Below are 21,662 nucleotides of genomic sequence, written 5' to 3'. Positions count from 1 at the left end.
CCTTGCTCGTGCGGTGGGTGGATGCGTGCGTGAGCGGTGCTGCCGCCCGGCCGGCCGGGCCGGGTCAGCGGGTGGGGAGCCACACCCGCATGGCTCCGTCGGTCCGGTTGGCCCAGGAGTAGTAGGGGACGGCGGTCAGGGGCAGCGCGCTCCCCGGCTCGCGGGCGGGCCCGGCCCCGGCGGAGCTCCGGAACGTGCGGTAGGGCCACCAGCCCTCCTCCGCGGCCGGCCGGCGGTACCCGGCGGCCGTGAGGGCGACCACGCCGCCGAGGAGGTCGGGGCGGAACTCCTCCCGCGGTGTCCGGCCGGTGTCGATGAGCACGTCGTCCAGGCCGCCGCCGGGGTGGTCGACGGCCTCCAGGCAGTAGACGAGCGGCCCGCGCTCCAGGGCCACGCAGCCGCGTACGGCGTCGACCCGCTCATCCGCCGCGGTCAGGCGCGCCTCCATGCCGAGGTCGAGGACCACCTCGTCGCCGCGCGACCAGGCGCGCTCGATCCGCAGCCAGCCGTCCTCCACGGTGGCGGGGAGGTGGCCGCCGCCGGCCAGGGAGACCTGGTGCCGGGCGCACCACTGCGGAATCCGCAGCGAGAGGGTCCAGGGCTCCTCGGGGGCGTCCTCCACGACGAGCCGGACGGCCCCGCTCCACGGGTAGTCCGTGTGAACGCTAACAACAACCTGGTCGGCGCCCACCGCACCGGTGTAGCGGCCGGCGGCGTACTGGTGCAGCTGGAAGCCGCGGTCGTCGGTGGTGGCGATGTAGTGCTCGAGTCCGGCCAGCAGCCGCATCACATTGGGCGGGCAGCAGGCGCAGCGGAACCACCGGGTGCGCCGGGCGGACTGGTCGCCGCCGGTGTCGGTGTGCCCGTCGCGCACCTGGAGCGGGTTGACGTAGAGCCAGCTCTCGCCGTCCAGGGACACCCCGGCCAGCAGCCCGTTGAACAACGTGCGTTCGATCAGGTCGCTGTAGCGGGCCTCGCCGGTCAGCAGCGCCATGCGCCAGTTGAAGTGGACCGACGCGACCGCCGCGCAGGTCTCGCAGTAGGCCCGCTCGGTGGGCAGCTCGAAGGGGTCGCCGAAGTCCTCCTCGTCGTGGTGGGCCCCCAGCCCGCCGGTGATGTGCGTCTTGCTCGCCACCATCGCCGACCACAACCGCTCGCAGGCGGCGCGCAGTTCGCCGTCCCCGGTCTCGGCTGCCAGGTCCGCGGCCGCCGCCAGCAGGTAGAGCTGCCGCACCGCGTGGCCCTCGACGTTCTCCTGCCGCCGCAGCGGCACCCGGTCCTGGCAGTACGCCTCCCCGCCGAGCAGCCCGTGCCCGTGGCGGTCGACGAAGTACCCCGCCAGCTCCAGGTAGCGCCGCTCCCCGGTCTCCCGGTAGAGCTCCACCAGCGCCGTCTCGACCTCCGGATGGCCGTCGAAACCGTCGATCTGCCGGTCCGGCCCGAACACCGCGGTCAGGTGGTCGGCGAACCGCACGGCGGCTTCGAGCAGTTCCTTGCGGCCCGTCGTGCGATGGAGGGCGATGCCGGCCTGCATCAGATGCCCGGCGCAGTACAGCTCGTGGCCCCAGCGGAGGTCCTCGTAGCGGCGGCCGCCCTTGGCGACCTGGAACCAGGTGTTGAGGTAGCCGTCCGGTTCCTGAGCGGCCGTCACCAGCGCGGTGATCCGCTCGACCTCGCCGGTCAGGACGTCGTCCGCGGCCGGTCCGGTCCGGCCGAGGTGCCAGGCGGCGGCCTCCAGCCATTTGTAGACGTCGGAGTCCACGAAGGGGTAGTCCCCCTGGAAGACACCCTCGGCGGCACCCGCGGCCAGGCGGAGGTTGTGGAGGTTGCCGGCGGACTCCAGCAGGCTCGGGCCCTGGGGGATGCCGACGCGGGCGTTGACCTCGCGGCGGGTGTGCCAGAAGCCGTCCAGGATCTCGGCCGCGACGGTCGGGCGCAGCGCCGTCCGGGCGCCGGGGCCGGGCCGGACCGGACCGGCGGCCTCCGGCGGAGTCGAAGTGCGGTGGGACATGGATCTCCCTGGGTCGCGAGGGGCGAAGGGCGAACTCGCTGCCGCAGCGGCGGTGCCGGACGGCGGGGAGCCAGGAACGATGCGCCGTTGCCCGTACGGCGACGCCGCTGTGAGAAAAAATGAGCAACGGTTTTTCTCACCGAGAACCTAGAAGCGGCCTCACCGGTACGTCAAGACGCGTGCACCGGTGAATCCCGCTCCATGAGGCCCTTGGGATACCGGTCCGGCGCTGGCAGGATGGGGGGACCGGAAATTGAGCAAAGGATTGCCCGTGACAGAGACTGATCGGCGCCCGTCGGCGGGGAGGGTGACGCTGGCCGATGTGGCCGTCCTGGCGGGCGTGAGTGTGGGGACGGCGTCGAAGGCCCTGCGGGGCGGCGGCCGGATGCGCCCCGAGACACGCCAGCGCGTCCTGCAGGCGGCACAGCGCCTGGAGTTCCAGCCCAACGAGCAGGCCCGCTCGCTGCTCGGCGGCCGGACCTGGACGGTCGGGCTCATCACCACGGACGGCATCGGCCGGTTCAGCACCCCGGTGCTCCTGGGGGCCGAAGACGCGCTGGGCGCCGGACGGATCTCCGTCCTGCTGTGCGACACCCGCGGCGACGCCATCCGGGAACGGCACTACGTCGAGACGCTCCTGGCCCGCCGGGTGGACGGCATCATCGTCACGGGCCGGCGCACCGACCCCCGGCCGCCGCTCCAGGGCCTGCGCGACGTCCCGACCGTGTACGCGCTGTCCCCCTCGACCGACCCCGCCGACACCTCGGTGGCCTCCGACGACGAGGGAGGGGCCCGCCTGGCCGTCGAGCACCTGATCGCCTCCGGCCGGCGGCACATCGCCCACGTCTCCGGCCCCGCCCACCACGCGGCGGCCGAACGCCGGGCCGGGCTCACCCAGGACCTGCTGGGCCGGGCCGGGTACGAACTGTCCGGCGGGCAGGTGTACTTCGGGGACTGGAGCGAGGCGTGGGGGAGGAGGGCGGCCCGCACGGTGCTGCGCGCCGCACCGGACACCGACGCCTTCTTCTGCGGGAACGACCAGATCGCGCGCGGTGTCGCCGACACGCTGCGCGAGGAGGGCCGGGGCGTCCCCGAGGACATCGCCGTGGTCGGCTACGACAACTGGGACATCATGGCGCTGGCCGCGCGGCCCCCGCTGACGACCGTCGACATGAACCTCAACGAGGTCGGCCGCATCGCCGCGCTGCGCCTGCTGGACGCCATCGACGGCAGCGGGACGCCGGGCGTGACCACCGTGCCCTGCCGGCTGGTCGTCCGCGACTCGGCCTGATCGGCCGGCACCGCCGGCGCCCCACCGCGGCGGTTGCTCCGGGAACGGCCGTCTGCCGCCGCCCGGTTGGCGGGGCGGCGGCAGACGGGTCACGCCGTACTCGCGCCTACGGGGTCACCTGGGCGTGAGCTGCCACAGGTGGTCGGCGGTGCCGTTGTCGGTCCACTGGAGGACCTGCGCGCCGCTGGCCGTGCTCATGTTGGTCACGCCGAGGTCCATGCCGCTGTTGCTGTTGACGATCTTGTAATAGCCGGACCCGTCGGGCTGCAGCGACCACAGGTGGTCGGCTGTCCCGTTGTCGCCCCAGATCAGGGCCGTGGCGCCGGCCGAGGTGCTGGCGTTGGTGATGCCGAGCAGCAGGCCGCTCGCCTGGTTGCGGATCTTGTACAGGCCGGAGCCGGCGGAGACCAGTGTCCATGTCTGCGTGGCCGAGGAGCCGGGCGCGGCCTGGTCGACGAGCGTGCCCTGGGCGGTGCCGCCGTTCTGGGTGTCCAGGGCGAGCCCGCTGTTCTTGTTGGTGATCCGGTAGGTGCCGTCGAGCGTGGTGGAACCGCCGGTCGCGGGGGTGATCACCAGGTGGTAGCCGTAGGTGCTGGTGGCCGTCACCGGGATCGTGACGGAGCCGTTGCTCACGGCGTAGTTGCCCTCCGAGAGGGTGGTGGGCCCGGAGACCGCGGTCGTGCGCCCGGGCGAGGGGGTGTACTCGACCTTGACGTGCACCGACGAGCCGAAGGCCGGCAGGGAGCCCAGCCCGTTGACCGTGACGGCCGAGGAGCCCGAGCTGCCGCCGAAGATGACGTCCACCTCGTTGCCCGCGCTGGTGCGCGAGGCGGCGCCGTCGATGCCGGTCTGCGCGGGCGGCGTGGTCACCAGCATGCTGCCGCTCATGTCGGCGTACCACTTGTAGAGCCAGTAGGCGCCGTTGGGGCTGCCGCCCTGGCCGGTGAGGAGGTCGCCGAGGGCGCCGGACTGGTTCCAGAAGGCCAGTTCGGCGTCGTGGACGCCGAGCCGCTCGAACTTGGCGATGTAGCCGACGAGTGCCCCCGGGACGCCGACCTCGGAGGGCGCGGCGTACTCCTCGATCGCGATCGGCCGCGGCGTGATCCCGAGGTTCTTCTCGATCGAGGTGACGGTCGCGACGTCCCCGGCGATCTTCGACGACCGCTCCAGTTCGTGCCAGGCGATGATGTCCGGCACGGTGTTGGTGGCGACGGCGTGCTGCAGGAAGTTCTGCATGTCGCTGATGTTGTCCGAGAAGCTCGGCCCCTGGATCGGGGTCGTGGCGTCCTTGGACCGGATCTCGCGGTAGGTCGTGGTCCAGAAGTCCTCGAAGGTGCCGTTGGAGGACTGCCAGGTGTTGTCGGCCTCGTTCCAGGGCGCGTAGGCGGCGAGGTTGGTGATGCCGGCCGCCTTGTTCTGCGCGATCTGGTCGTCCACCACGCTCAGCCAGTTGCTCCAGCTGAACTGGTAGGGCCAGCCGGCGTAGTAGTCCGACAGTCGGTCCACCACCTTGGCGCCGGCGCGGGCCGCCTTCGGCGCCACGGTGAGGATGTCCCCGGTGGGCTGCTGGTGCCCGCCCTGCGGCTTCTGCACGAAGGTGTTGGGTTTGATCGCCTGGACCAGGTTGTCGGCCGGAGTGGTCGCGTTGGCGAGTCCGTACAGCGAGCCGGTGGCGACGTGCGTCACCGGGCGCAGCACCTGGTTGGCGTTGACCACGAGGGTCGTGGACGGAGAGGCGGCCTGGGCGGGTGAGCCGCAGAGCGCGGCCGTGGCGGCGATCATCACTGCGGCTCCCGCCCCGGCGGCGCGGCCGAGCGGCCGGCCGCGCCGTGGGCGCGTGAATCCACGCATGGCGAAGTGCCCTTCTGGTGGGTTGGAAAGACGGGCGCGCCGTCGAGCGGGGGCCGTCCGTCCTACGGCCCGGGGGCTGCCGGCGCGCGGGGAGTGCTCTGCGCAACAGAGCAATGGGTTTCCCGGCGCACACCGTAGGTGTCGCCCAGAGGCGGGTCAAGGGAGTGCGCAAGGAGTGCGCGGGGGAGTGCGCAAGTAAAACGCGCCGGGGAGTGTGCGCGGGGCGGTCCCCGGGCGCGGCGCCGCCAACCTTGACGGGGCACTCTGTGAACGCTAACAATAACGCTGGAACCGATCGGAGAAGCATGTCGCAGAACACGGGCCCCCGTCGGGCCCCCACGATGGCGGACGTGGCCCAGGTGGCAGGCGTGTCGCATCAGACCGTATCGCGCGTGCTGGCGAACCACCCCAACGTCCGCGAGTCCACCCGCGCGGAAGTGCTGCGCGCCATCGAGCAGTTGGGATACCGGCGGAACTCCTCGGCGCGGGCGCTGGTGACCCGGCGCACGCTGACGCTGGGGGTCGTGGCCTGCAATCCGACGCTCTTCGGCCCCTCCAGCATGCTGTTCGGCCTGGAGGAGGCGGCCCGCGACGAGGGCTACATGGTCTCCGCGGTCACCCTGCGGCGCTACACGCAAAAGGCGCTGGAGGAGGCGATCGACCACCTCAGCGACTGGGGGGTGGAAGGCATCGTGGTCATGGTCCCGCACCGGCAGGCGGTCAGCGCCCTGGCGCAACTGCGGCTGCCCTTCCCGGTGGTGACCGTGGAGGGCGGCCACAGCCTGCCGATACCGGGCGTCTCGGTGGACCAGGAGCTGGGCGCCCGCCTGGTCACCGGCCACCTGCTCGCGGCCGGCCACGAGACGGTCTGGCACGTGGCCGGACCCCCGGACTGGCTGGAGGCCGAGGCCCGGCTGGACGGCTGGCGGGCCACCCTGGAGGAGGCGGGGGCCGTGGTACCGCCACCGCTGCAGGGCGACTGGACGCCCCTGTCGGGATACCGGGCAGGCCAGGAACTGGCGGGACGGGTGGCGACGAGTTCGGCCCGCCGGGGCACCCCCGACGTGACGGCGGTGTTCGTCGCCAACGACCAGATGGCGCTCGGCGTACTGCGCGCGTTCCGCGAGGCGGGCCTGTCGGTGCCCGGCCAGGTGGCCATCGCGGGCTTCGACGACATCCCCGAGGCCGAGTTCTTCGCGCCCCCGCTCACCACGGTCCGGCAGGACTTCGCCGCCGTCGGCCAGGCCAGCATCCGGCTGCTGCTGAGCAGGCTGGAGTCGGGCGGCGCGGGCACCGCGGACGACGCCGAACGGGTCGTCATCGAGCCGCGGCTGATCGTGCGCAGCAGCAGCAAACCCACCTGAAGGCATCTATCGCGCCCGGGACGGCCGGTGGCCCGGCCGTGGTCCACGGGGATGGAGAGGTTATGACGATCGACGGTCCCGCCGTGACAGTGGGCATCGACTTCGGGACGCTCTCCGGGCGCGCTCTCGTCGTCGCCGTGGAGGACGGCCGGGAACTCGGCAGCGCCGTGCACGAGTACACCCACGCGGTGGTGGACCGGGAACTGCCGGACGGCACGCCGCTGCCACCGGACTGGGCACTGCAGGTCCCGCAGGACTGGCGCGACGTCCTGCGGCTGGCGGTGCCCGCGGCGCTGCGCGAGGCAGGGGTGAGCCCGCGTCAGGTGATCGGCGTGGCCACCGACTTCACCGCCTGCACGGTGCTTCCGGTGACCGCGGACGGCACGCCGCTGTGCGAGCTGCCCGGTTTCGGCGGGCGGCCGCACGCCTTCCCGAAGCTGTGGCGGCACCATGCGGCGCAGCCGGAGGCCGACCTGATCGTCGAGCGGGCCCTGGAGACCGGGCAGCCGTGGCTGGCCCGCTACGGCGGCCGGATATCCAGCGAGTGGCAGTACGCCAAGGCGCTCCAGATGCTGCGCGAGGACCCGGCTGCCTACGCGGCCGCGGACCGCTGGATCGAGGCGGCCGACTGGATCGTCTGGCAGCTCACCGGGTCCGAGAGCCGCAACCCGTGCACGGCCGGCTACAAGGGCATGTACCAGGACGGCCGTTACCCCGACGCCGCGTTCCTCGCCTCGCTGCACCCCGGCTTCGCGGACTTCACCGCCAAGCTGGAGCACCCGCTCACCCCGCTGGGCGCCCCCGCCGGCAAGCTCACCGCGGAAGCGGCCGCGCTCACCGGGCTGCGCGAGGGCACCGTGGTCGCGACCGGCAACGTCGACGCCCACGTGACGGCCGCCGCGGCCCGCACCCTGGAGGCCGGCCGGCTGCTGGCCATCATGGGCACCTCCACCTGCCACGTCCTCAACTCCGAGGTGCTCGCCGAGGTCCCCGGTATGTGCGGCGTCGTAGGCGACGGTGTGGTGCCCGGACTGTGGGGCTACGAGGCGGGCCAGAGCGGGGTGGGCGACATCTTCGCCTGGGCCGCCCGCACCGCCGTGCCCGAGGAGTACGCGCAGCGGGCGCGCACGGCCGGAACCGGCGTCCACGAACTGCTGACCGAGCTCGCGGCGAGCCAGCCGGTGGGCGGGCACGGCCTGGTGGCGCTGGACTGGCACAGCGGGAACCGGTCGGTCCTGGTCGACCACCACCTGTCCGGCCTGATCGTGGGGCTCACCCTCGACACGCGACCGGAGGACATCTACCGGGCCCTGGTCGAGGCCACGGCGTTCGGCACCCGGGTCATCGTCGAGGCGTTCGAGGCGGCGGGTGTGCCGGTCGCGGACTTCACCGCGGCCGGCGGGCTGCTGAAGAACCGGTTCCTGATGCAGGTCTACAGCGACGTCCTGGGCCGCCCGGTCCACCTGCTCTCCTCCGCGCAGGGCCCCGCGCTCGGCTCCGCGATCCACGCCGCCGTCGCCGCCGGCGCCTACCCGGACATCCGCGCCGCCTCGGCGGCCATGGGCCGCCGCGAGGAGAACGCCTACACACCCGACCCCGGCCGGTCCGCGGCCTACGACCGGCTCTACGCCGAATACCTCGCCCTGCACGACCACTTCGGCCGCGGCGGCAGCGACGTGATGCACCGGCTGCGGGCGATCCGGGCGCAAGGGCTGTCCGCGGCCGAGCAGACCGGCGTCCCCTCGATGTGAGCGCTCACGTGTGAGCGCTCGCCTTCTCGTCCCGGCGCAGCTCCCTGCCTGCTCCGTTCCTGCTCCCTTCCACCACACGAAGAGGTCGGCATGGCCCTGAACACCGGCTCCGGCTCCCTCCCAGCGGACGCGGCCACGGCGGTCGCCGCGCTGCGCGAGGATGTGAGCGCCCTTCACCAAGAACTGGTCCGCTACAACCTGGTGGTCTGGACGGCCGGGAACGTGTCCGGCCGGGTGCCGGGGCACGACCTGTTCGTCATCAAGCCCAGCGGCGTGGACTACGACCGGCTCACCCCCGAATCGATGATCGTGTGCGACCTGGACGGCCGCGTCGTGGCCGGCGACCTGTCCCCCTCGTCGGACACCGACGCGCACGCCTACGTCTACCGCCACATGCCGCAGGTAGGTGGAGTGGTGCACACCCACTCCACCTACGCCTGCGCCTGGGCGGCCCGCGGCGAGCCCGTGCCGTGCGTCCTGACCGCGATGGCCGACGAGTTCGGCGCCGAGATCCCCGTCGGCCCCTTCGCCCTCATCGGGGACGACTCCATCGGCAGGGGCATCGTGGAGACGCTGGCCGGCCACCGCTCGCCCGCGGTGCTGATGCAGAACCACGGGGTCTTCACCATCGGCCGGGACGCCAGGGCCGCGGTGAAGGCCGCCGTGATGTGCGAGGACGTCGCCCGCAGCGTGCACATCTCCCGCCAGCTCGGCGACCCGCTGCCCATCGACCCGGGCGCCGTCGACCGGCTCTACGACCGCTACCAGAACGTGTACGGCCAGCCCGGGCCGTCCGCCCAGTGAGGAGTCCGACCGCCATGACACCGCTTGCAGCGCCCGAAGTCTGGTTCCTGACGGGCAGCCAGGGCCTCTACGGAGAGGACACGCTCCGGCAGGTGGCCGACCAGTCGCGGGCCATCTGCGACCAGCTCGGCGCCGCCCCCGGCGGGCCCGCCCGGGTGGTGTGGAAACCGGTGCTGACCGACTCCGCGTCCATCCTCGCCGTGGTCCTGGAGGCCAACACCGATCCGGCGTGCGTCGGACTGGTGGCGTGGATGCACACCTTCTCCCCGGCGAAGATGTGGATCTCCGGGCTCGACATGCTGCGCAAGCCGCTGCTGCACCTGCACACGCAGGCCAATGTCGCGCTGCCCTGGGCCACCATCGACATGGACTTCATGAACCTCAACCAGGCCGCCCACGGCGACCGCGAGTTCGGCTACATCCAGTCCAGGGTCGGGGTGCCCCGCAAGACCGTCGCCGGCCACGTCTCCGACCCCCGCGTCGTGTCCCGGGTCCACGCGTGGATGCGCGCGGCCATCGGGTACGGGGTCCTGCGCGGCCTGCGGCTGGCCCGGTTCGGCGACAACATGCGCGATGTCGCGGTGACCGAGGGCGACAAGGTCGAGGCGCAGCTGCGGTTCGGCGTCTCGGTCAACACCTACGGGGTCAACGACCTGGTGGCGTCCGTGGACGCGGTGCCGGACACCGAGGCGGGCGCGCTTGCGGCGGAGTACGCCGACACCTACCGGACCGACCCCGCTCTCGCACCGGACGGCGACCGGCACGAGGCGCTGCGGTACGCGGCCCGGGTCGAACTCGGGCTGCGGTCCTTCCTGGAGGAGGGCGGTTTCGGCGCCTTCACGACCAACTTCGAGGACCTGGGGGGCCTGCGGCAGCTGCCGGGGATCGCGGTGCAGCGGCTGATGGCCGACGGGTACGGGTTCGGCGCGGAGGGCGACTGGAAGACCTCGGCCCTGCTGGCCGCGCTGAAGGCGGCCGGCGCCGGGCAGCCCGGCGGCACCTCGTTCATGGAGGACTACACCTACCACCTGGTCCCCGGTGAGGAGGTCATCCTCGGCGCGCACATGCTGGAGGTCTGCCCGAGTATCGCCGCCGGCCGGCCGAGCTGCGAGATCCACCCGCTGGGCATCGGCGGCCGCGAGGACCCGGTGCGGCTCGTCTTCGACGCGGCCCCCGGTCCCGCCGTCACGGTGGGCCTCGCGGACGTCGGGGACCGCTTCCGGCTGGTGGCCAACCGGATCGAGGTGGTGCCGCCGCCGGAGCCGCTGCCGCGGCTGCCGGTGGCCCGCGCCGTCTGGCGTCCGGCCCCGGACCTGCGCACGTCCACCGAGGCGTGGCTGACCGCCGGCGGCCCCCACCATACCGTGCTGTCCTCGGCCGTGGGCACGGAGGAACTGGCCGACCTCGCCGACATGCTGAGCACCGAGCTGCTGGTCGTCGACGAGGACACCGACCTTCGGCAGTTCGCCAAGGAGATCCGCTGGAACCAGGCGTACTACCGGCTGGCCGGCAGGCTCTGACACACGGGCACCGCGGTCTCCCGCCCCGCCCCGGTGACCCGGCCGGGCCCGAGCGGGCGGGACGGCCTGCCGTCCTTCGAATGTTGCGATGACGTTCCGGACACAGATGGCGCCGGCCCTGCGCGACATCTTGACGCCGGGTCAGTGAACGCTAACAATCTCTGCCAAGTAGTCGCGGGCGGGCGGCTGTTGTCGACGCCGGGGGAGTCTTACCGGAATGGGTGCGATCGGAACCCTGTGGAATCTCCCCCGGCGTGGTGTGACGCGGACAGAGCGGGCGGGCCTTCGGGCCGCGGGCGCTCCCCCGTCGTCGGGTCATCCCGCTGCCGGCTTCGTGTTAACGCTCACAGGCCGCGAGGCTCTTTCTGGACGGGAAGTGGACCATGCATGGCGTGCGATCGGGTGAACGGACGGCTGCGGGACGGGCGGTGAGGCCGGTCGGCGGACGCAGGCTCCGGTGGGGCGCGGTGGGGCTGGCCGCGGTGGTGGTGCTGGCGGCGGCCGGCTGCAGCAAGTCCGGCGCGGGCGGTGGCTCCTCGGATTCCGGCAGCGGCTCCTCGGGCTCGGGCTCCACGGCGTCCAGCGGGAGCGGCGTGACGATCCAGGGCGACATCGCCTTCAACGACGCCAACCTCGCCAAGCTCAACGCGGCGCTGAAGGCCGCGCTGAAGGGCAAGGACCTGTCGCACCAGGACCTCGCCATGGTCGTCAACGTGGCCACCGACTACTGGAACGCCGGCAAGGCGGGGTTCAACAAGGCGATCGGCGAACTGGGCGTCAAGGGCACCTACCAGGCCCCGGCCAACGGCCGGCTGGACCAGCAGCTGTCCATCATCCAGACGCTGCGCGGCCAGGGGATCACCGCCATGAGCGTCTCGGCGATCGACCCGACGGCCATCAAGGCCCCCATCGCATCGGCGAACCGGGCCGGCATCCCCGTACTCGCCATCGACTCGCCCCTGCCGAAGGACGACGGGGCCGCGCTCTACCTGGGCACCCCCAACTACCAGGCCGGCCAGAAGGCCGGCGCGGCGATGAAGCAGGCCCTGGGCGGCAAGGGCCAGGTCGTGGTCCTGGTCGGATCGCTGACGACCTCCAACGCGGTCGAGCGCATCCAGGGCTTCGAGGACGCCCTGAAAAGCTCGGGCATCAAGGTGGTGCAGAAGCTCGCCGACAACAACGACGCCTCCAAGGCGCTGTCGAACGCCCAGACCGCGATCCAGACCAACCCGAACGTGAACGGCCTGTACGGGGTCTACTCCTACGACGGCCCGTCCGCCGGCCAGGCCGTCCAGGCGGCCGGCAAGACCGGCAAGATCAAGGTGATCTCCGACGACAGCGACGCCCAGACGCTGAAGTTCATCAAGTCCGGGGTCATCCAGGCCACCGTCCTGCAGCAGCCCTTCCAGCAGGGCTACACCGGCGCCTACCTGCTGGCCGCCCTGAAGGTGCTGGGCAAGGACGCCACGCTGAAACTCGTCCAGCCCTACCTGGAGTCCGACGGCACCACCCTCAGCTCCGGCGTCGGCCTGGTCACGCAGGCGAACCTGGCCGACTACCAGGCCAAGCTCAAGCAGATGGGCATCAGCTGATGGCGGGTGGGGGTGACGTCGCGGCCTGCCTGCGGGACGTCACCAAGTCCTACGGACCGGTGAAGGTCCTCGACATCCCGCGGCTGGATCTCGAACGCGGCCAGATCGTCGCGGTGGTGGGAGAGAACGGGGCCGGGAAGTCCACGCTGATGGGCGTGCTCTCGGGCACGGTCACCCCCACCACCGGCACCATCGAGGTCGCCGGACAGCAGCTCGTCCCCGGGCGCCCGGACCACGCCCAGGAGCTGGGCGTGGCCATGGTGGCCCAGGAGTTCCCGCTCGTCGGGCAGTTGAGCGTCGCGGAGAACCTGCTGCTCGGGCGGCGCCCGGAGAGCAGCGGGACCACCCTCCTGTCGCGCACCGTCTTCGACCGCAGGGGCACCCGCGCGGAGGCGAAGGCGCTGCTCGCGGAAGTGGGAGTGACCCAGGTCGACGTGGACCGGCCGGTGGAGCGCTACCCCGTCCCGGTGCGGCAGATGATCGAGATCGCCAAGGCGTGGGGCCACCACCCGGTGGTGCTGATCCTGGACGAGCCGACGTCCTCGCTCGGCCCGGTGGAGGCCGAGCGGGTGCTCGCCCTGGCCCGCCGGCACGCCGCGGCCGGGGGAGCGGTGCTGTTCATCGGCCACCGGCTCGACGAGGTCCAGGCCGTCGCCGACCGGGTCGTGGTCCTGCGCAGCGGTGCTCTGGTCGCCGACCTCACACCGGCCGAGGCGACCGAGGAGCGGATGATCCGCGAGATGGTCGGCAGCGAACTGGCCCGCGCCGACCTCGCCCCACCCTCCACGGTGGAGCGGACCACCACGCTGTCGGTGCGCGGGCTGACCGCCGACGGACTCGGCCCGGTGGACCTGGACGTGCGGGCCGGGGAGATCGTCGGGGTCGCCGGGCTGATGGGCTCCGGCCGCAGCCGGCTGCTGCACACGGTCATGGGCGCCCAGCCCCGCACCGGTGGAGAGGTCCTGCTGGACGGTGCGGTCTTCCACCCACGGCACCCGGCCGACGCCGTCGCCGCCGGGGTCGGGCTGGTCCCGGAGGACCGCAAGGTGCAGTCGCTGCTGCCCGCGCACTCGGTGCGGTGGAACGTCACGCTCGCCACCTTGCGCCGGATCAGCCGGCACGGAGTGCTGCGGCCGCGTGCCGACAAGGAGCACGCCGCCGGCATCGTGGCGGACCTCGGGGTGCGGCTGCGTACGCAGGAGCAGCCCATCTCGGCCCTGTCCGGCGGCAACCAGCAGAAGGCGGTCTTCGGGCGGTGGCTGGCCGCCGAGCCGCGGCTGCTCCTGCTCGACGAGCCCACCCGCGGCGTCGACGTGGGGGCCAAGGCGGAGATCTACGCCCTGATCGACGCCGCCGCCCAGGACGGCCTGGCCGTGCTGGTGGCGTCCTCGGAGCTGGAGGAACTGCTCTGGATCTGCCACCGGATCGTGGTCATGGCCGGTGGCCGGGTGGTGGCCGACCTCCCGCGTGCGGAGTTCGGCAAGGAGAAGATCATGAGCGCCGCGGCCGGGTCGCGAACCGGAGCCGGCACGGGGCCCGAGGGGAAGGCAAGCGCATGAATACCCGTACGGCCGCGGCGCCGGCCAAGGAAGCGGCGCCCGAGGGGAACGGGCGGGGTTCGGTCGTCCGCCGTCTGCTGGAGACCCCCGAGGTGGGGGTGGTGGCCGCCTGCGTCGTGGTGTTCGTCGCCCTGGCCCTGGACAAGTCGTCCTTCGCCGGCGCCGTGAACCTCCAGGGCATGGGCTTCGACCTGGCCCAGTACGGGCTGATCGCCATCGGGGAGTCGCTGGTGATCCTCACCGGCGGCATCGACCTGTCGGTGGGCGCGCTGCTGGGCACGAGCGTGATCCTGATGTCCTGGTTCAACGTGCGCGCCGGGATGCCGCCGGTGCTGGCCATCCTGCTGACGCTGGTGATCGCCGGGCTGGTGGGGATGGTGCACGGACTGGCCGTCACCCGGCTGAAGATGGCGCCGTTCGTGGTGACGCTGGTGACGTACACCGTGGCGCAGGGCGTCACCCTCGCCATCACCTCCGGCACCTCGATCACGGGCATCGGCGGCACCTTCGGCGACCTCGGGCAGACCTACGTCGCCCAGATCCCGCTGCCGCTCATCCTGTTCGTCGTGGTCGCGGTCATCGCCTGGTTCTTCCTGGAGCGCACCTACGCCGGCCGGCAGGTCTACGCGGTCGGCGGCAACCCCGAGGCCGCGCGGCTGGCCGGCATCCGCGGCGACCGGCGGATCGTGTCCATGTACGTCACCAGTTCGCTGCTCTCCGCGTTCGCCGGGATCATGGTCCTGGGCCGGATGGGGGTCGGCTCGGCCAGCGGCGTCGGCGTCGGCTGGGAGCTGTCGGCGATCGCGGCCGCGGTCATCGGCGGCGTCAGCCTCGTCGGCGGCCAGGGCCGCATCCTGGGCATCGTGGCCGGCACGGTGCTGCTCGAACTCATCAACAACGGCCTGACGACCCTGCAGATCAACTCCAACTACACCAACATCGTGCTCGGTTGCGTCCTGGGCCTGGCCATCACCGCCGACCGGCTGCGGGCCAGAAGCGTCGCCCGCCGCAGCTGACCCGCGAACGGGGGAGTGCGGGTGCCGCGGACCGTTGTAGACGGTTCCGCGGCACTCCTGCCCCCGGGGCGGGCGGACCCGCTCCCGGCGGGGTCGTTCACCCTGCGGGCGTCGCCCGCGCCGGGGCCCGTCGGCGTCTCCGGGTCCGTCACCGGACAGGACAGGGCGCCGCGGAAGCCGGCTCCGGCCCGCGGGAGCTGCTGATCGCCGGGTGTGGTCCATCGGCGCACCCGGCGTCGTCGCCTGGCGGGCAGGGCAGGAACTCGGTCGTGTACCGGATGTGCTGGAGGAGAGCCGTGCAGTCGGAGAACAGGGGCTCCAGCGGGCCGGGTCCGCTGCCTTCCGTGACGGACAACGCGTACTCGTAGGCCGCCACCGCCACCTGATGCACCCTCAGGCCCGCCTGGCGGATCTGCGCGGCCAGTACCTTGTCGAACTCCGCCGGTCGCGCGCAGGACGCGCCGCCGTCGCGCAGCCGTGCGGTGAGTGCCGCGTACTCGGCGCGGGTCAGCGCACCGAGCTGGGCGGCCGCCGACTGCGGCGGTACGGGGAAGCCCGGCCGGTCCGCGAGCGGCGCGCCCGCGGCCAGGCCCGGCAGGCTCTCGGCGAGGCGTCGTGCCGCGCCGAGCGCCATTGCCGTGACGGCGATCCACAGAAAGGGGGCGTCGCGGTCACCCAGCGGCCGGGCCGCCGAACCGGTGACGAACCCGGCCGGAACATGGAGCCCGTCCAGCCGCACCACCTCCGGCGCCGGGCCGGAGGGACGGGGGAGTGCCCGGGTGGCGACGACGAAGGTGTCCGGCTGATCCATGGCGGCGGGACGGTCCCCGGACCCGCCGGACGAGGTGGTCAGGGTCAGCCAGCGGTGCCTGCGTGCCTCGTCGGTCACGTGCCACGTGCCGGAGATCAGGTAGCCCGCCTCGGCGGGGAGGCAGACGGCGCCGCGGTCGGCGGGAAGGGCACGAGGCAGTTGCGCGGCCCAGTCCCACGTCATGGTGAAGGACGTCCACGCGGCGGCCGGGTCGGTGTGGCCCCGGTGCTCGTAGCCCTCGAACAGCCGTGGCGACGGACTCGGCGGCCCGGGGCGGCCGGCGGACGGGCGGTGGAGCCGCCGGGCGCGCCCGCCCGGCCACGGGATCTCCCGCGAGGGCCCGGTCATCGGCAGCTCCCGGTGGCCGGCGCCACGTTCCCCCGCGCGAGGCGGGAGAGCACGCTCGGGAGGTCGCTCATCTCCTTCGGGTGGTACGGCAGCCAGACGGTCGGACACTCGTTCACCGGTCATCAACTTCTCTTGTGGTCACTCCGCGGACTGGAGCGCACCGTTGTGTCGCCGTGGCGTTCGCCGAGTGCGCCCCCACCTGGAATTACGGGCGGCAGCGCGGAAGATTCACGTGATGATCGTCACAGCGCGTGACGGCCGAGCGTGCCGCCGGATCGGGCACCGTCCCCGGGGGCCGTCTCGGTCCCGCCGGCCTGGCCCCGGCGGCCGCTTCCGCCGTCGCAGTGAGGACGGCGGAACCCCGGTCGGATGCCGACCGGGGTTCCGTGACGCGATGGGCGGCGGTCCGCCCGGGGCTCAGTGCTGGAGGGTGAGCAGGCCCGGCCGCCAGGGCAGCTGGTCGTAGGGGCCCCCTGCGGAGGGGGACTTGCCCTGGTAGAGGAACTGCAGGTTGCAGGGATCGATGGTCATGGTCTGATCGGGGTTGCTGCGCACCAGGTCACCGTGGCTGATGTCGTTGGTCCAGGTGGCACCGCTGTTGGCCTTGCCCGCGAAGGGGTTGCTCTCGCTGGCGGCCTGCGGGGTCCACGAACCGCTCAGGCTGGAGGCGGTGTACGAGCGGAAGTAGCGCCCGTTCGCCCCGATCGCCTCCACGATCATGAGGTACTGGTTCTGGCCCTGGACCTTGTAGACCTGGACCGCCTCGAACAGGTTGTTCGTCGAGTCGCTCATCACCGTCGTGTACGACGAGCCGAAGTTGCCCGGGAAGTTCCCCAGCGGCATGCTCGCCCGGTAGATGCTGCCGTTGTCGCCGGCGAAGAACAGGTACATGTTCTGGCCGTCGCCGATCAGGGTCTGGTCGATCGGGCCGGTGCCGGAGTTGGGGATGCTGCCGGTGAACAGCGGTTGCGGCGCCGACCAGCCGTTGGGGTTGGTGGGGTCGCTCGACGTGCGGTAGAGGAAGGGCCAGGCCCCCCACTGGTAGGCCAGCACCCAGATGTTCTTGGGCGCGAAGTAGAACAGGGTGGGCGCCACCGCGGCCTGGCTCATCCCCGTCTGCCCGGCCGACGCCATGTCCGACCAGTTCGTGAAGGGGCTGAACATCATCGAGCCGTACGACGACCCCGACACGTTCGACGCGTAGACCAGGTGCTTGCCGTTGTACACCACATTGGTGAAGTCCTTCAGGGAGACCCAGCCGTTCGCCGGCTGGGCCAGCGGGCCCGTCGACGTCCACCGGTAGGTCGAGGGCAGGGAGCATGTGCCGCCGCTCGGCGGCGGGCTCGACGTGCCGGACAGGCCGGTCCACTGCTGGTTGCTGCCGCCGTTGCAGGTCCAGATCTCGACCGCCGTGCCGTTGGCCGTGCCGGCTCCGGTGACGTCCAGGCAGAGGCCGGACTGCACGCCGACGACCGTGCCGTCGGAGTTCACCCGCCACTGCTGGTTGGCCCCGCCGTTGCAGGTCCAGATCTCCACCCGGGTGCCGGGCGCGGTGGCCCGCCCCGGCACGTCCAGGCACTTGCCGTACACGGTCAGTTCGTTGCCGGACGTCAGCGTCCACTGCTGGTTCGTCCCGCCGGAGCAGTCGTAGATCTGCAGGTAGGTGCCGTCCGTCTGGCTGGAGTTGGGTACGTCGAGGCATCGGCCGGAACCGGTGCCGCGCAGGGCGCCGCTGGTGTCCGCCTGGGCCGGGCCCGCGACGAGCGTCACCGCGACCGCCAGAAGGCACGTGATCACCGCGGCGAGCACCGCGGACAGCGGCCCGCGGCGGAACTTTCGTCTGCGCATGGGAACTCCTGATCCTTGAGCAAGTGGTTCCGGGCGGCCCCGCCCAGGGCCTCCCGGACTGTCGGTGTGGTGCGGTGTGAGGTGCACGCCCGGGGTTCCCGGACGGGCCCCGCGGCACGGCGGCACCGTCGAGGTGAACGCGACGGGCAACGGCGGTCCGGAGGTGAGGTCCCGCGGGCAGCAGGAGGCGCTGCGGCGGCCGCGGCCTGAACGCGGCGACGGGCGCAGCCGGCCACGATTGCGGTCGGACACGCGACGCCGGCGGTTCCCGCGGAATCAGCCGTCGTGACCGCCCCGGACGGCAGCACGCAGTGACCGGCGGCGGCCGTGTCCGCCTCGGCACTCCCGCGGCTTCGCGGGGGAACCCTGCGGCGCTACCGGGCCACTCGGGCCGGTCCTCGCCGATGCCGCCGCAACAGCGACCCCGACGGCGGGAACCCGTCGCTGCTCACCGGCGCGTGGCTACGCAGCCCTGCCGGGCCACCGGCGTCCACCGAGGCCGCGGCCGAACCGGTCAGCGGGACGTCAACGACCGGGAGGGAAGCCGGCGTCGACCCGGTCGGCAGTGGGGGTGGCCGACCGCTGTCTGCCCCGCGCCGTCAGATGACGCGCGCTCTCGCGCCACGGATGTCGCCGACGTGAACGCGGACGCACTGCTGTGGTCATGAGCACTCCTGCGTGAGGGCGTCAGCGTAAATGTGAGCGCTAACAAGCCTCGTTGTGGGGGGATCGCATGGAGAGGAGGCACCACACGGACCGCCTGTGCACCAGGCGGCCGGTGGCACGAGGGTGACACAGGGAACAGGTGCAACTCAAGGGCCGTGCACGGTCCAAACAGGCGCCCGGCCGGTTCCAGGGGCGCGGGTGGCGAGCGACCCCGAGCGAGCCTGTCCGGAGCGGGCCCGCGAAGGCCGTCGGCGTCAGCGCCAGGCGGCGGACGGTACCGCGACGCCTCGCACCGCGACGCCTCGCACCTCGTACCCCGACACCCGGCACCGCGACGCCCGGCCGCGCGCCGGCCGTGCGGAGCCGCCCCGGCTACGTGCGACCGGTCGTCCGCGTTCAGGCCGCCCTGTGTGATTCCCCGCATGGGCCGGTCCTTGAGCGGCCCGTGCCGCGTCCGCGTACTGGCCTGCAGACGCGTCCAGCGGACGCGCTCCAGGAAACGCAAGGACAAGACCCTCTCACGACGGGAGAAACTCCATGAAGGTCCGAGGCAAGCGAACGTTCTCCTCCACGGCCGGACTCGGCCTGGCCGCGGTCGCGCTGGCGGCGTTCGCCGCGGCATGTGGCGGCGGCGGTACGTCGGCGAGTTCCAGCCCGTCGGCGTCCGCCGCGGCCGGGGCCGCCCCGGCGACCGGTACGCCCCATCCCGCCGGGGCGGCGTCCGTCGAGGTCACGACCACGAACAGGAGCCCGGGCCCGTTCCTCACCAGCGGCTCGGGCCGGACGCTCTACCTCTTCACGGCGGACTCCTCCGGCAAGTCGGCCTGCTACGGCGCCTGCGCCACCACGTGGCCGCCGCTGACCAGCACCGACATGCCGAAGGCCGGCTCCGGCGTGGCGGCGGGCAAGCTCGCCACGATCACCCGCGACGACGGCACGAAGCAGGTCACGTACAACGGCCATCCGCTGTACTACTACTCCGGCGACACCAGCACTGGAGACGTCAACGGGCAGGGATTCGGCGGCAAGTGGTACGTCCTGTCGCCGACCGGCGCGGGAATCACGAAGGCCGCCGCCGCTCCCTCCAGCAGTTCCGGTACCGGTACGGCAAGCGGCTCCGACGCGGGCGGCGGCTGGTAGCGGGCGCCGTGCCGTACGGGTCCCCGGCGGGGATGCCCGTAACGCGCACAGCACCATGGCCCACGGTCCAGCCGGCCAGACACCCCCGCGTGAGGTCGGCCTTCAGAACCCGGTCGCGGTCCTGAAGGCCGACCTTGCCGCACGGGTGCGGGGTCCGGTCGGGGTGCCCGCTGCCGCGGGCGGCCGCCGCACCCGTGCGGTGGACTTCTCCCTGGCTGCGGCCCGACGCGCGCGCCGGACCGCTCGCGCGGCCGGGCCCGGCTACGCCCGCGGCAGGGCAATACGGCTAGGACAGCGTCCAGTGCTGGTTGCTCGCCCCGTTGCAGGTCCACAGCTCCACCGGTGTGCCGTTCGCGGTGGCGGCCTGCGTCACGTCGAGGCACAGGCCCGACTGCGTGCCCACGATGGTCCCGTCGGCGTTGACCTGCCACTGCTGGTTCGCCTGGCCGTTGCAGGACCAGATCTCCACCTTCGTGCCGGGCGCGGTCCGGTTGTCGTAGGCGTCCAGGCACATCCGCGCGCCGCCGGAGGTGACGGTGAGCTGCCCGGACGCTGTCCGGGTCCAGAGCTGGTTCGCCCCGCCGTTGCAGTCCCAGATGTCGACCTGGGTGCCGGCCGTCGAGGTGGAGCCGGGCACGTCCAGGCACCTGCCCGCGCCCACCGCGCGGATCGGTCCCGAGGGGTCCGATCCCGTGCTGCTGCCGCCCGACAGGCGGTACATGACCGTTCCGTGGGAGGGGACCGAGGCGGAGATCGTCCCGCTTGTCGAGGACACCGCGCCCGACCACAGGTCGGTGAGGGTGTAGGAGGAGGCCCCCGTCTTGCCCACCGCCCCCGCCGTAGTGCTGATCGTGGCGGTGGAGCCCGTCTCGTTGAAGAGGGCGACCGCGACGTCACCGTTCGACAGCGGCTTGGCCAGGACATCCAGCCCGCCGGCCGACGAGACCAGCACGCCCTGCTTGCCCAGCGGGTCCTGGTCCACGGCGATCACGCGCGTATTGGTGAGCGTCGACAGCGTGGCGGAGCTCGCCGAGGCGATGTTGGTGCCGGCGATGAGCGGGGCCGCCATCTCCGACCACAGGCTGAACTCCGAGCGGGCCTCGGTCTGCGTCAGCGACCCGTTCCCGACCTCCAGCATGTCGGGGTCGTTCCAGTGGCCCGGTCCGGCGTAGGCGGCGAGGCCGGCGTTGCTGTGGAAGATGGACAGCATGCTGGAGAAGCTCGCGTTGATGTCGCCGGTCGTGCGCCAGCTGTTGCCCACTCCGGCGCCCCAGGTCCAGACGTTCTCCTGACCCCAGTTGCACAGGCTGAACAGGATCGGCCGGCCGGTGGCGGCCAGGGCGTCCCGCATGGCGGTGTACCGCGACTGCGCCGGGACGCCGTTGTTGTTGCAGTTGTCGTACTTCAGGTAGTCCACGCCCCAGGAGGCGAAGGTCTGGGCGTCGGTGGTCTCGTGGCCGAGGCTGCCGGGGTAGCCGGCGCAGGTGGCGGTCCCGGCGTCCTCGTAGATGCCGAGCTTCAGCCCCAGGGAGTGGACGTAGGCGGCGGTGCCCGCGATGCCGTCGGGGAACTTCGCCGGGTCGGGCACCAGGCGGCCGGCGGAGTCCCGGCTGTGGGTCATCCAGCAGTCGTCGATGTTGACGTAGGTGTAGCCGGCGGCCTGCATGCCGTCGGTGTGCATGGCCTGGGCGGTGGACTCGATCAGCGACTCGCTGACGTTGCAGCCGTACGCGTTCCAGTCGTTGAAGCCCATCTGCGGGGTCCGGGCCAGCCCGTTGTCCAGCGCCGCCGCCGGTGGCGCGGCCACCAGGACGGTTGCGGACGACGCGGCGGCCACGAGCACCCCGCTCGCACAGAGGGCGAGGGCGGTGGAGACGGCGGCGGCTCGTCGACGATGGAGGTGCACGGCTTCGCGGATGCGGTCGAGCACGGTCCTGCCTCCTCGGTCGTACGGGTGGGGGGATGGCGCCAGTGCTGCTCAGCCCAGCCTGTTAGCGCTAACAATCTCGGTCGCAGGCCGGAGTGCGGATGGGGAACGGGTGCGGGACATCACGGTGCGCCTCGCCGCTCATGGTGTCAAGCCCCGTTCA

14 protein-coding genes are annotated in these 21,662 nt (G+C 72.5%); 9 read left to right on the top strand and 5 right to left on the bottom strand.

What is annotated here, in order from left to right:
* Positions 1-64: 64 nt before the first annotated feature.
* Positions 65-2,011 (bottom strand): glycoside hydrolase family 127 protein, encoded by a 1,947-nt coding sequence (locus BLR33_RS03080; protein WP_093782633.1) that lies wholly within the window; start codon positions 2,009-2,011, stop codon positions 65-67.
* A gap of 271 nt (positions 2,012-2,282) precedes the next feature.
* On the opposite strand from BLR33_RS03080, the gene BLR33_RS03075 reads away from it, so the two are divergent.
* Complete coding sequence (locus tag BLR33_RS03075; protein ID WP_093782632.1) at positions 2,283-3,302, top strand: LacI family DNA-binding transcriptional regulator; 1,020 nt, start codon at positions 2,283-2,285, stop codon at positions 3,300-3,302.
* A gap of 114 nt (positions 3,303-3,416) precedes the next feature.
* On the opposite strand, the gene BLR33_RS03070 is transcribed toward BLR33_RS03075, so the two are convergent.
* Positions 3,417-5,084: an RICIN domain-containing protein gene (locus tag BLR33_RS03070; RefSeq protein ID WP_093782631.1), complete on the bottom strand. Its 1,668-nt coding sequence runs from the start codon at positions 5,082-5,084 to the stop codon at positions 3,417-3,419.
* A gap of 374 nt (positions 5,085-5,458) precedes the next feature.
* On the opposite strand from BLR33_RS03070, the gene BLR33_RS03065 reads away from it, so the two are divergent.
* From BLR33_RS03065 to BLR33_RS03035, 7 genes are all read left to right on the top strand, one after another.
* Entirely contained in the window at positions 5,459-6,517 is a 1,059-nt protein-coding gene (locus tag BLR33_RS03065) for a LacI family DNA-binding transcriptional regulator (protein ID WP_093782630.1), read from the top strand.
* 62 nt (positions 6,518-6,579) lie between these two features.
* A complete protein-coding gene (gene araB / locus BLR33_RS03060; protein ID WP_093782629.1) occupies positions 6,580-8,268 on the top strand; it encodes a ribulokinase in 1,689 nt (562 codons plus the stop codon).
* Positions 8,269-8,358: 90 nt separating this feature from the next.
* The gene (locus BLR33_RS03055; protein WP_093782628.1) at positions 8,359-9,072 is read left to right on the top strand and encodes an L-ribulose-5-phosphate 4-epimerase; all 714 of its coding nucleotides are present in this window, start codon (positions 8,359-8,361) and stop codon (positions 9,070-9,072) included.
* Positions 9,073-9,086: 14 nt separating this feature from the next.
* Entirely contained in the window at positions 9,087-10,592 is a 1,506-nt protein-coding gene (gene araA / locus BLR33_RS03050; protein WP_093782627.1) for an L-arabinose isomerase, read from the top strand.
* A 467-nt stretch (positions 10,593-11,059) separates the two neighbouring features.
* The gene (locus tag BLR33_RS03045) at positions 11,060-12,184 is read left to right on the top strand and encodes a substrate-binding domain-containing protein (RefSeq protein ID WP_245771112.1); all 1,125 of its coding nucleotides are present in this window, start codon (positions 11,060-11,062) and stop codon (positions 12,182-12,184) included.
* Positions 12,184-13,743, top strand: coding sequence for a sugar ABC transporter ATP-binding protein (locus BLR33_RS03040; protein WP_093782625.1), 1,560 nt, complete (start codon positions 12,184-12,186; stop codon positions 13,741-13,743). Before BLR33_RS03045 ends, BLR33_RS03040 begins: the two co-directional genes overlap by 1 nt.
* Entirely contained in the window at positions 13,740-14,759 is a 1,020-nt protein-coding gene (locus BLR33_RS03035) for an ABC transporter permease (RefSeq protein ID WP_093782624.1), read from the top strand. The genes BLR33_RS03040 and BLR33_RS03035 overlap by 4 nt, the downstream gene beginning before the upstream one ends.
* A gap of 148 nt (positions 14,760-14,907) precedes the next feature.
* Here the strand turns inward: BLR33_RS03035 and BLR33_RS03030 are convergent, their stop codons facing one another.
* Together BLR33_RS03030 and BLR33_RS03025 are read right to left on the bottom strand one after the other, a co-directional pair.
* On the bottom strand, positions 14,908-15,918 hold the full coding sequence (locus tag BLR33_RS03030; RefSeq protein WP_093782623.1) for a hypothetical protein: 1,011 nt from the start codon (positions 15,916-15,918) through the stop codon (positions 14,908-14,910).
* 417 nt (positions 15,919-16,335) lie between these two features.
* Positions 16,336-17,766 (bottom strand): non-reducing end alpha-L-arabinofuranosidase family hydrolase, encoded by a 1,431-nt coding sequence (locus BLR33_RS03025; RefSeq protein WP_093782622.1) that lies wholly within the window; start codon positions 17,764-17,766, stop codon positions 16,336-16,338.
* 1,203 nt (positions 17,767-18,969) lie between these two features.
* Here BLR33_RS03025 and BLR33_RS03020 point away from each other — a divergent pair.
* A complete protein-coding gene (locus BLR33_RS03020) occupies positions 18,970-19,572 on the top strand; it encodes a COG4315 family predicted lipoprotein (RefSeq protein WP_093782621.1) in 603 nt (200 codons plus the stop codon).
* A gap of 286 nt (positions 19,573-19,858) precedes the next feature.
* Here the strand turns inward: BLR33_RS03020 and BLR33_RS03015 are convergent, their stop codons facing one another.
* Positions 19,859-21,502, bottom strand: a complete 1,644-nt coding sequence (locus BLR33_RS03015) for a glycoside hydrolase family 27 protein (protein ID WP_407639625.1) — start codon at positions 21,500-21,502, stop codon at positions 19,859-19,861.
* Positions 21,503-21,662: the final 160 nt, after the last annotated feature.

It is taken from the genome of Actinacidiphila guanduensis, assembly GCF_900103985.1.
Lineage (GTDB): Bacteria > Actinomycetota > Actinomycetes > Streptomycetales > Streptomycetaceae > Actinacidiphila > Actinacidiphila guanduensis.
This window is presented reverse-complemented; position numbering and strand designations above follow the sequence as displayed.

Coding starts and splice junctions, on each gene's coding strand:
- BLR33_RS03080 (WP_093782633.1), bottom strand. CDS start 2,011: ATGTCCCACCGCACTTCGACTCCGCCGGAGGCCGCCGGTCCGGTCCGG.
- araB (WP_093782629.1), top strand. CDS start 6,580: ATGACGATCGACGGTCCCGCCGTGACAGTGGGCATCGACTTCGGGACG.
- BLR33_RS03020 (WP_093782621.1), top strand. CDS start 18,970: ATGAAGGTCCGAGGCAAGCGAACGTTCTCCTCCACGGCCGGACTCGGC.
- BLR33_RS03035 (WP_093782624.1), top strand. CDS start 13,740: ATGAATACCCGTACGGCCGCGGCGCCGGCCAAGGAAGCGGCGCCCGAG.
- BLR33_RS03065 (WP_093782630.1), top strand. CDS start 5,459: ATGTCGCAGAACACGGGCCCCCGTCGGGCCCCCACGATGGCGGACGTG.
- BLR33_RS03025 (WP_093782622.1), bottom strand. CDS start 17,766: ATGCGCAGACGAAAGTTCCGCCGCGGGCCGCTGTCCGCGGTGCTCGCC.
- araA (WP_093782627.1), top strand. CDS start 9,087: ATGACACCGCTTGCAGCGCCCGAAGTCTGGTTCCTGACGGGCAGCCAG.
- BLR33_RS03070 (WP_093782631.1), bottom strand. CDS start 5,084: ATGATCGCCGCCACGGCCGCGCTCTGCGGCTCACCCGCCCAGGCCGCC.
- BLR33_RS03040 (WP_093782625.1), top strand. CDS start 12,184: ATGGCGGGTGGGGGTGACGTCGCGGCCTGCCTGCGGGACGTCACCAAG.
- BLR33_RS03055 (WP_093782628.1), top strand. CDS start 8,359: ATGGCCCTGAACACCGGCTCCGGCTCCCTCCCAGCGGACGCGGCCACG.
- BLR33_RS03030 (WP_093782623.1), bottom strand. CDS start 15,918: ATGACCGGGCCCTCGCGGGAGATCCCGTGGCCGGGCGGGCGCGCCCGG.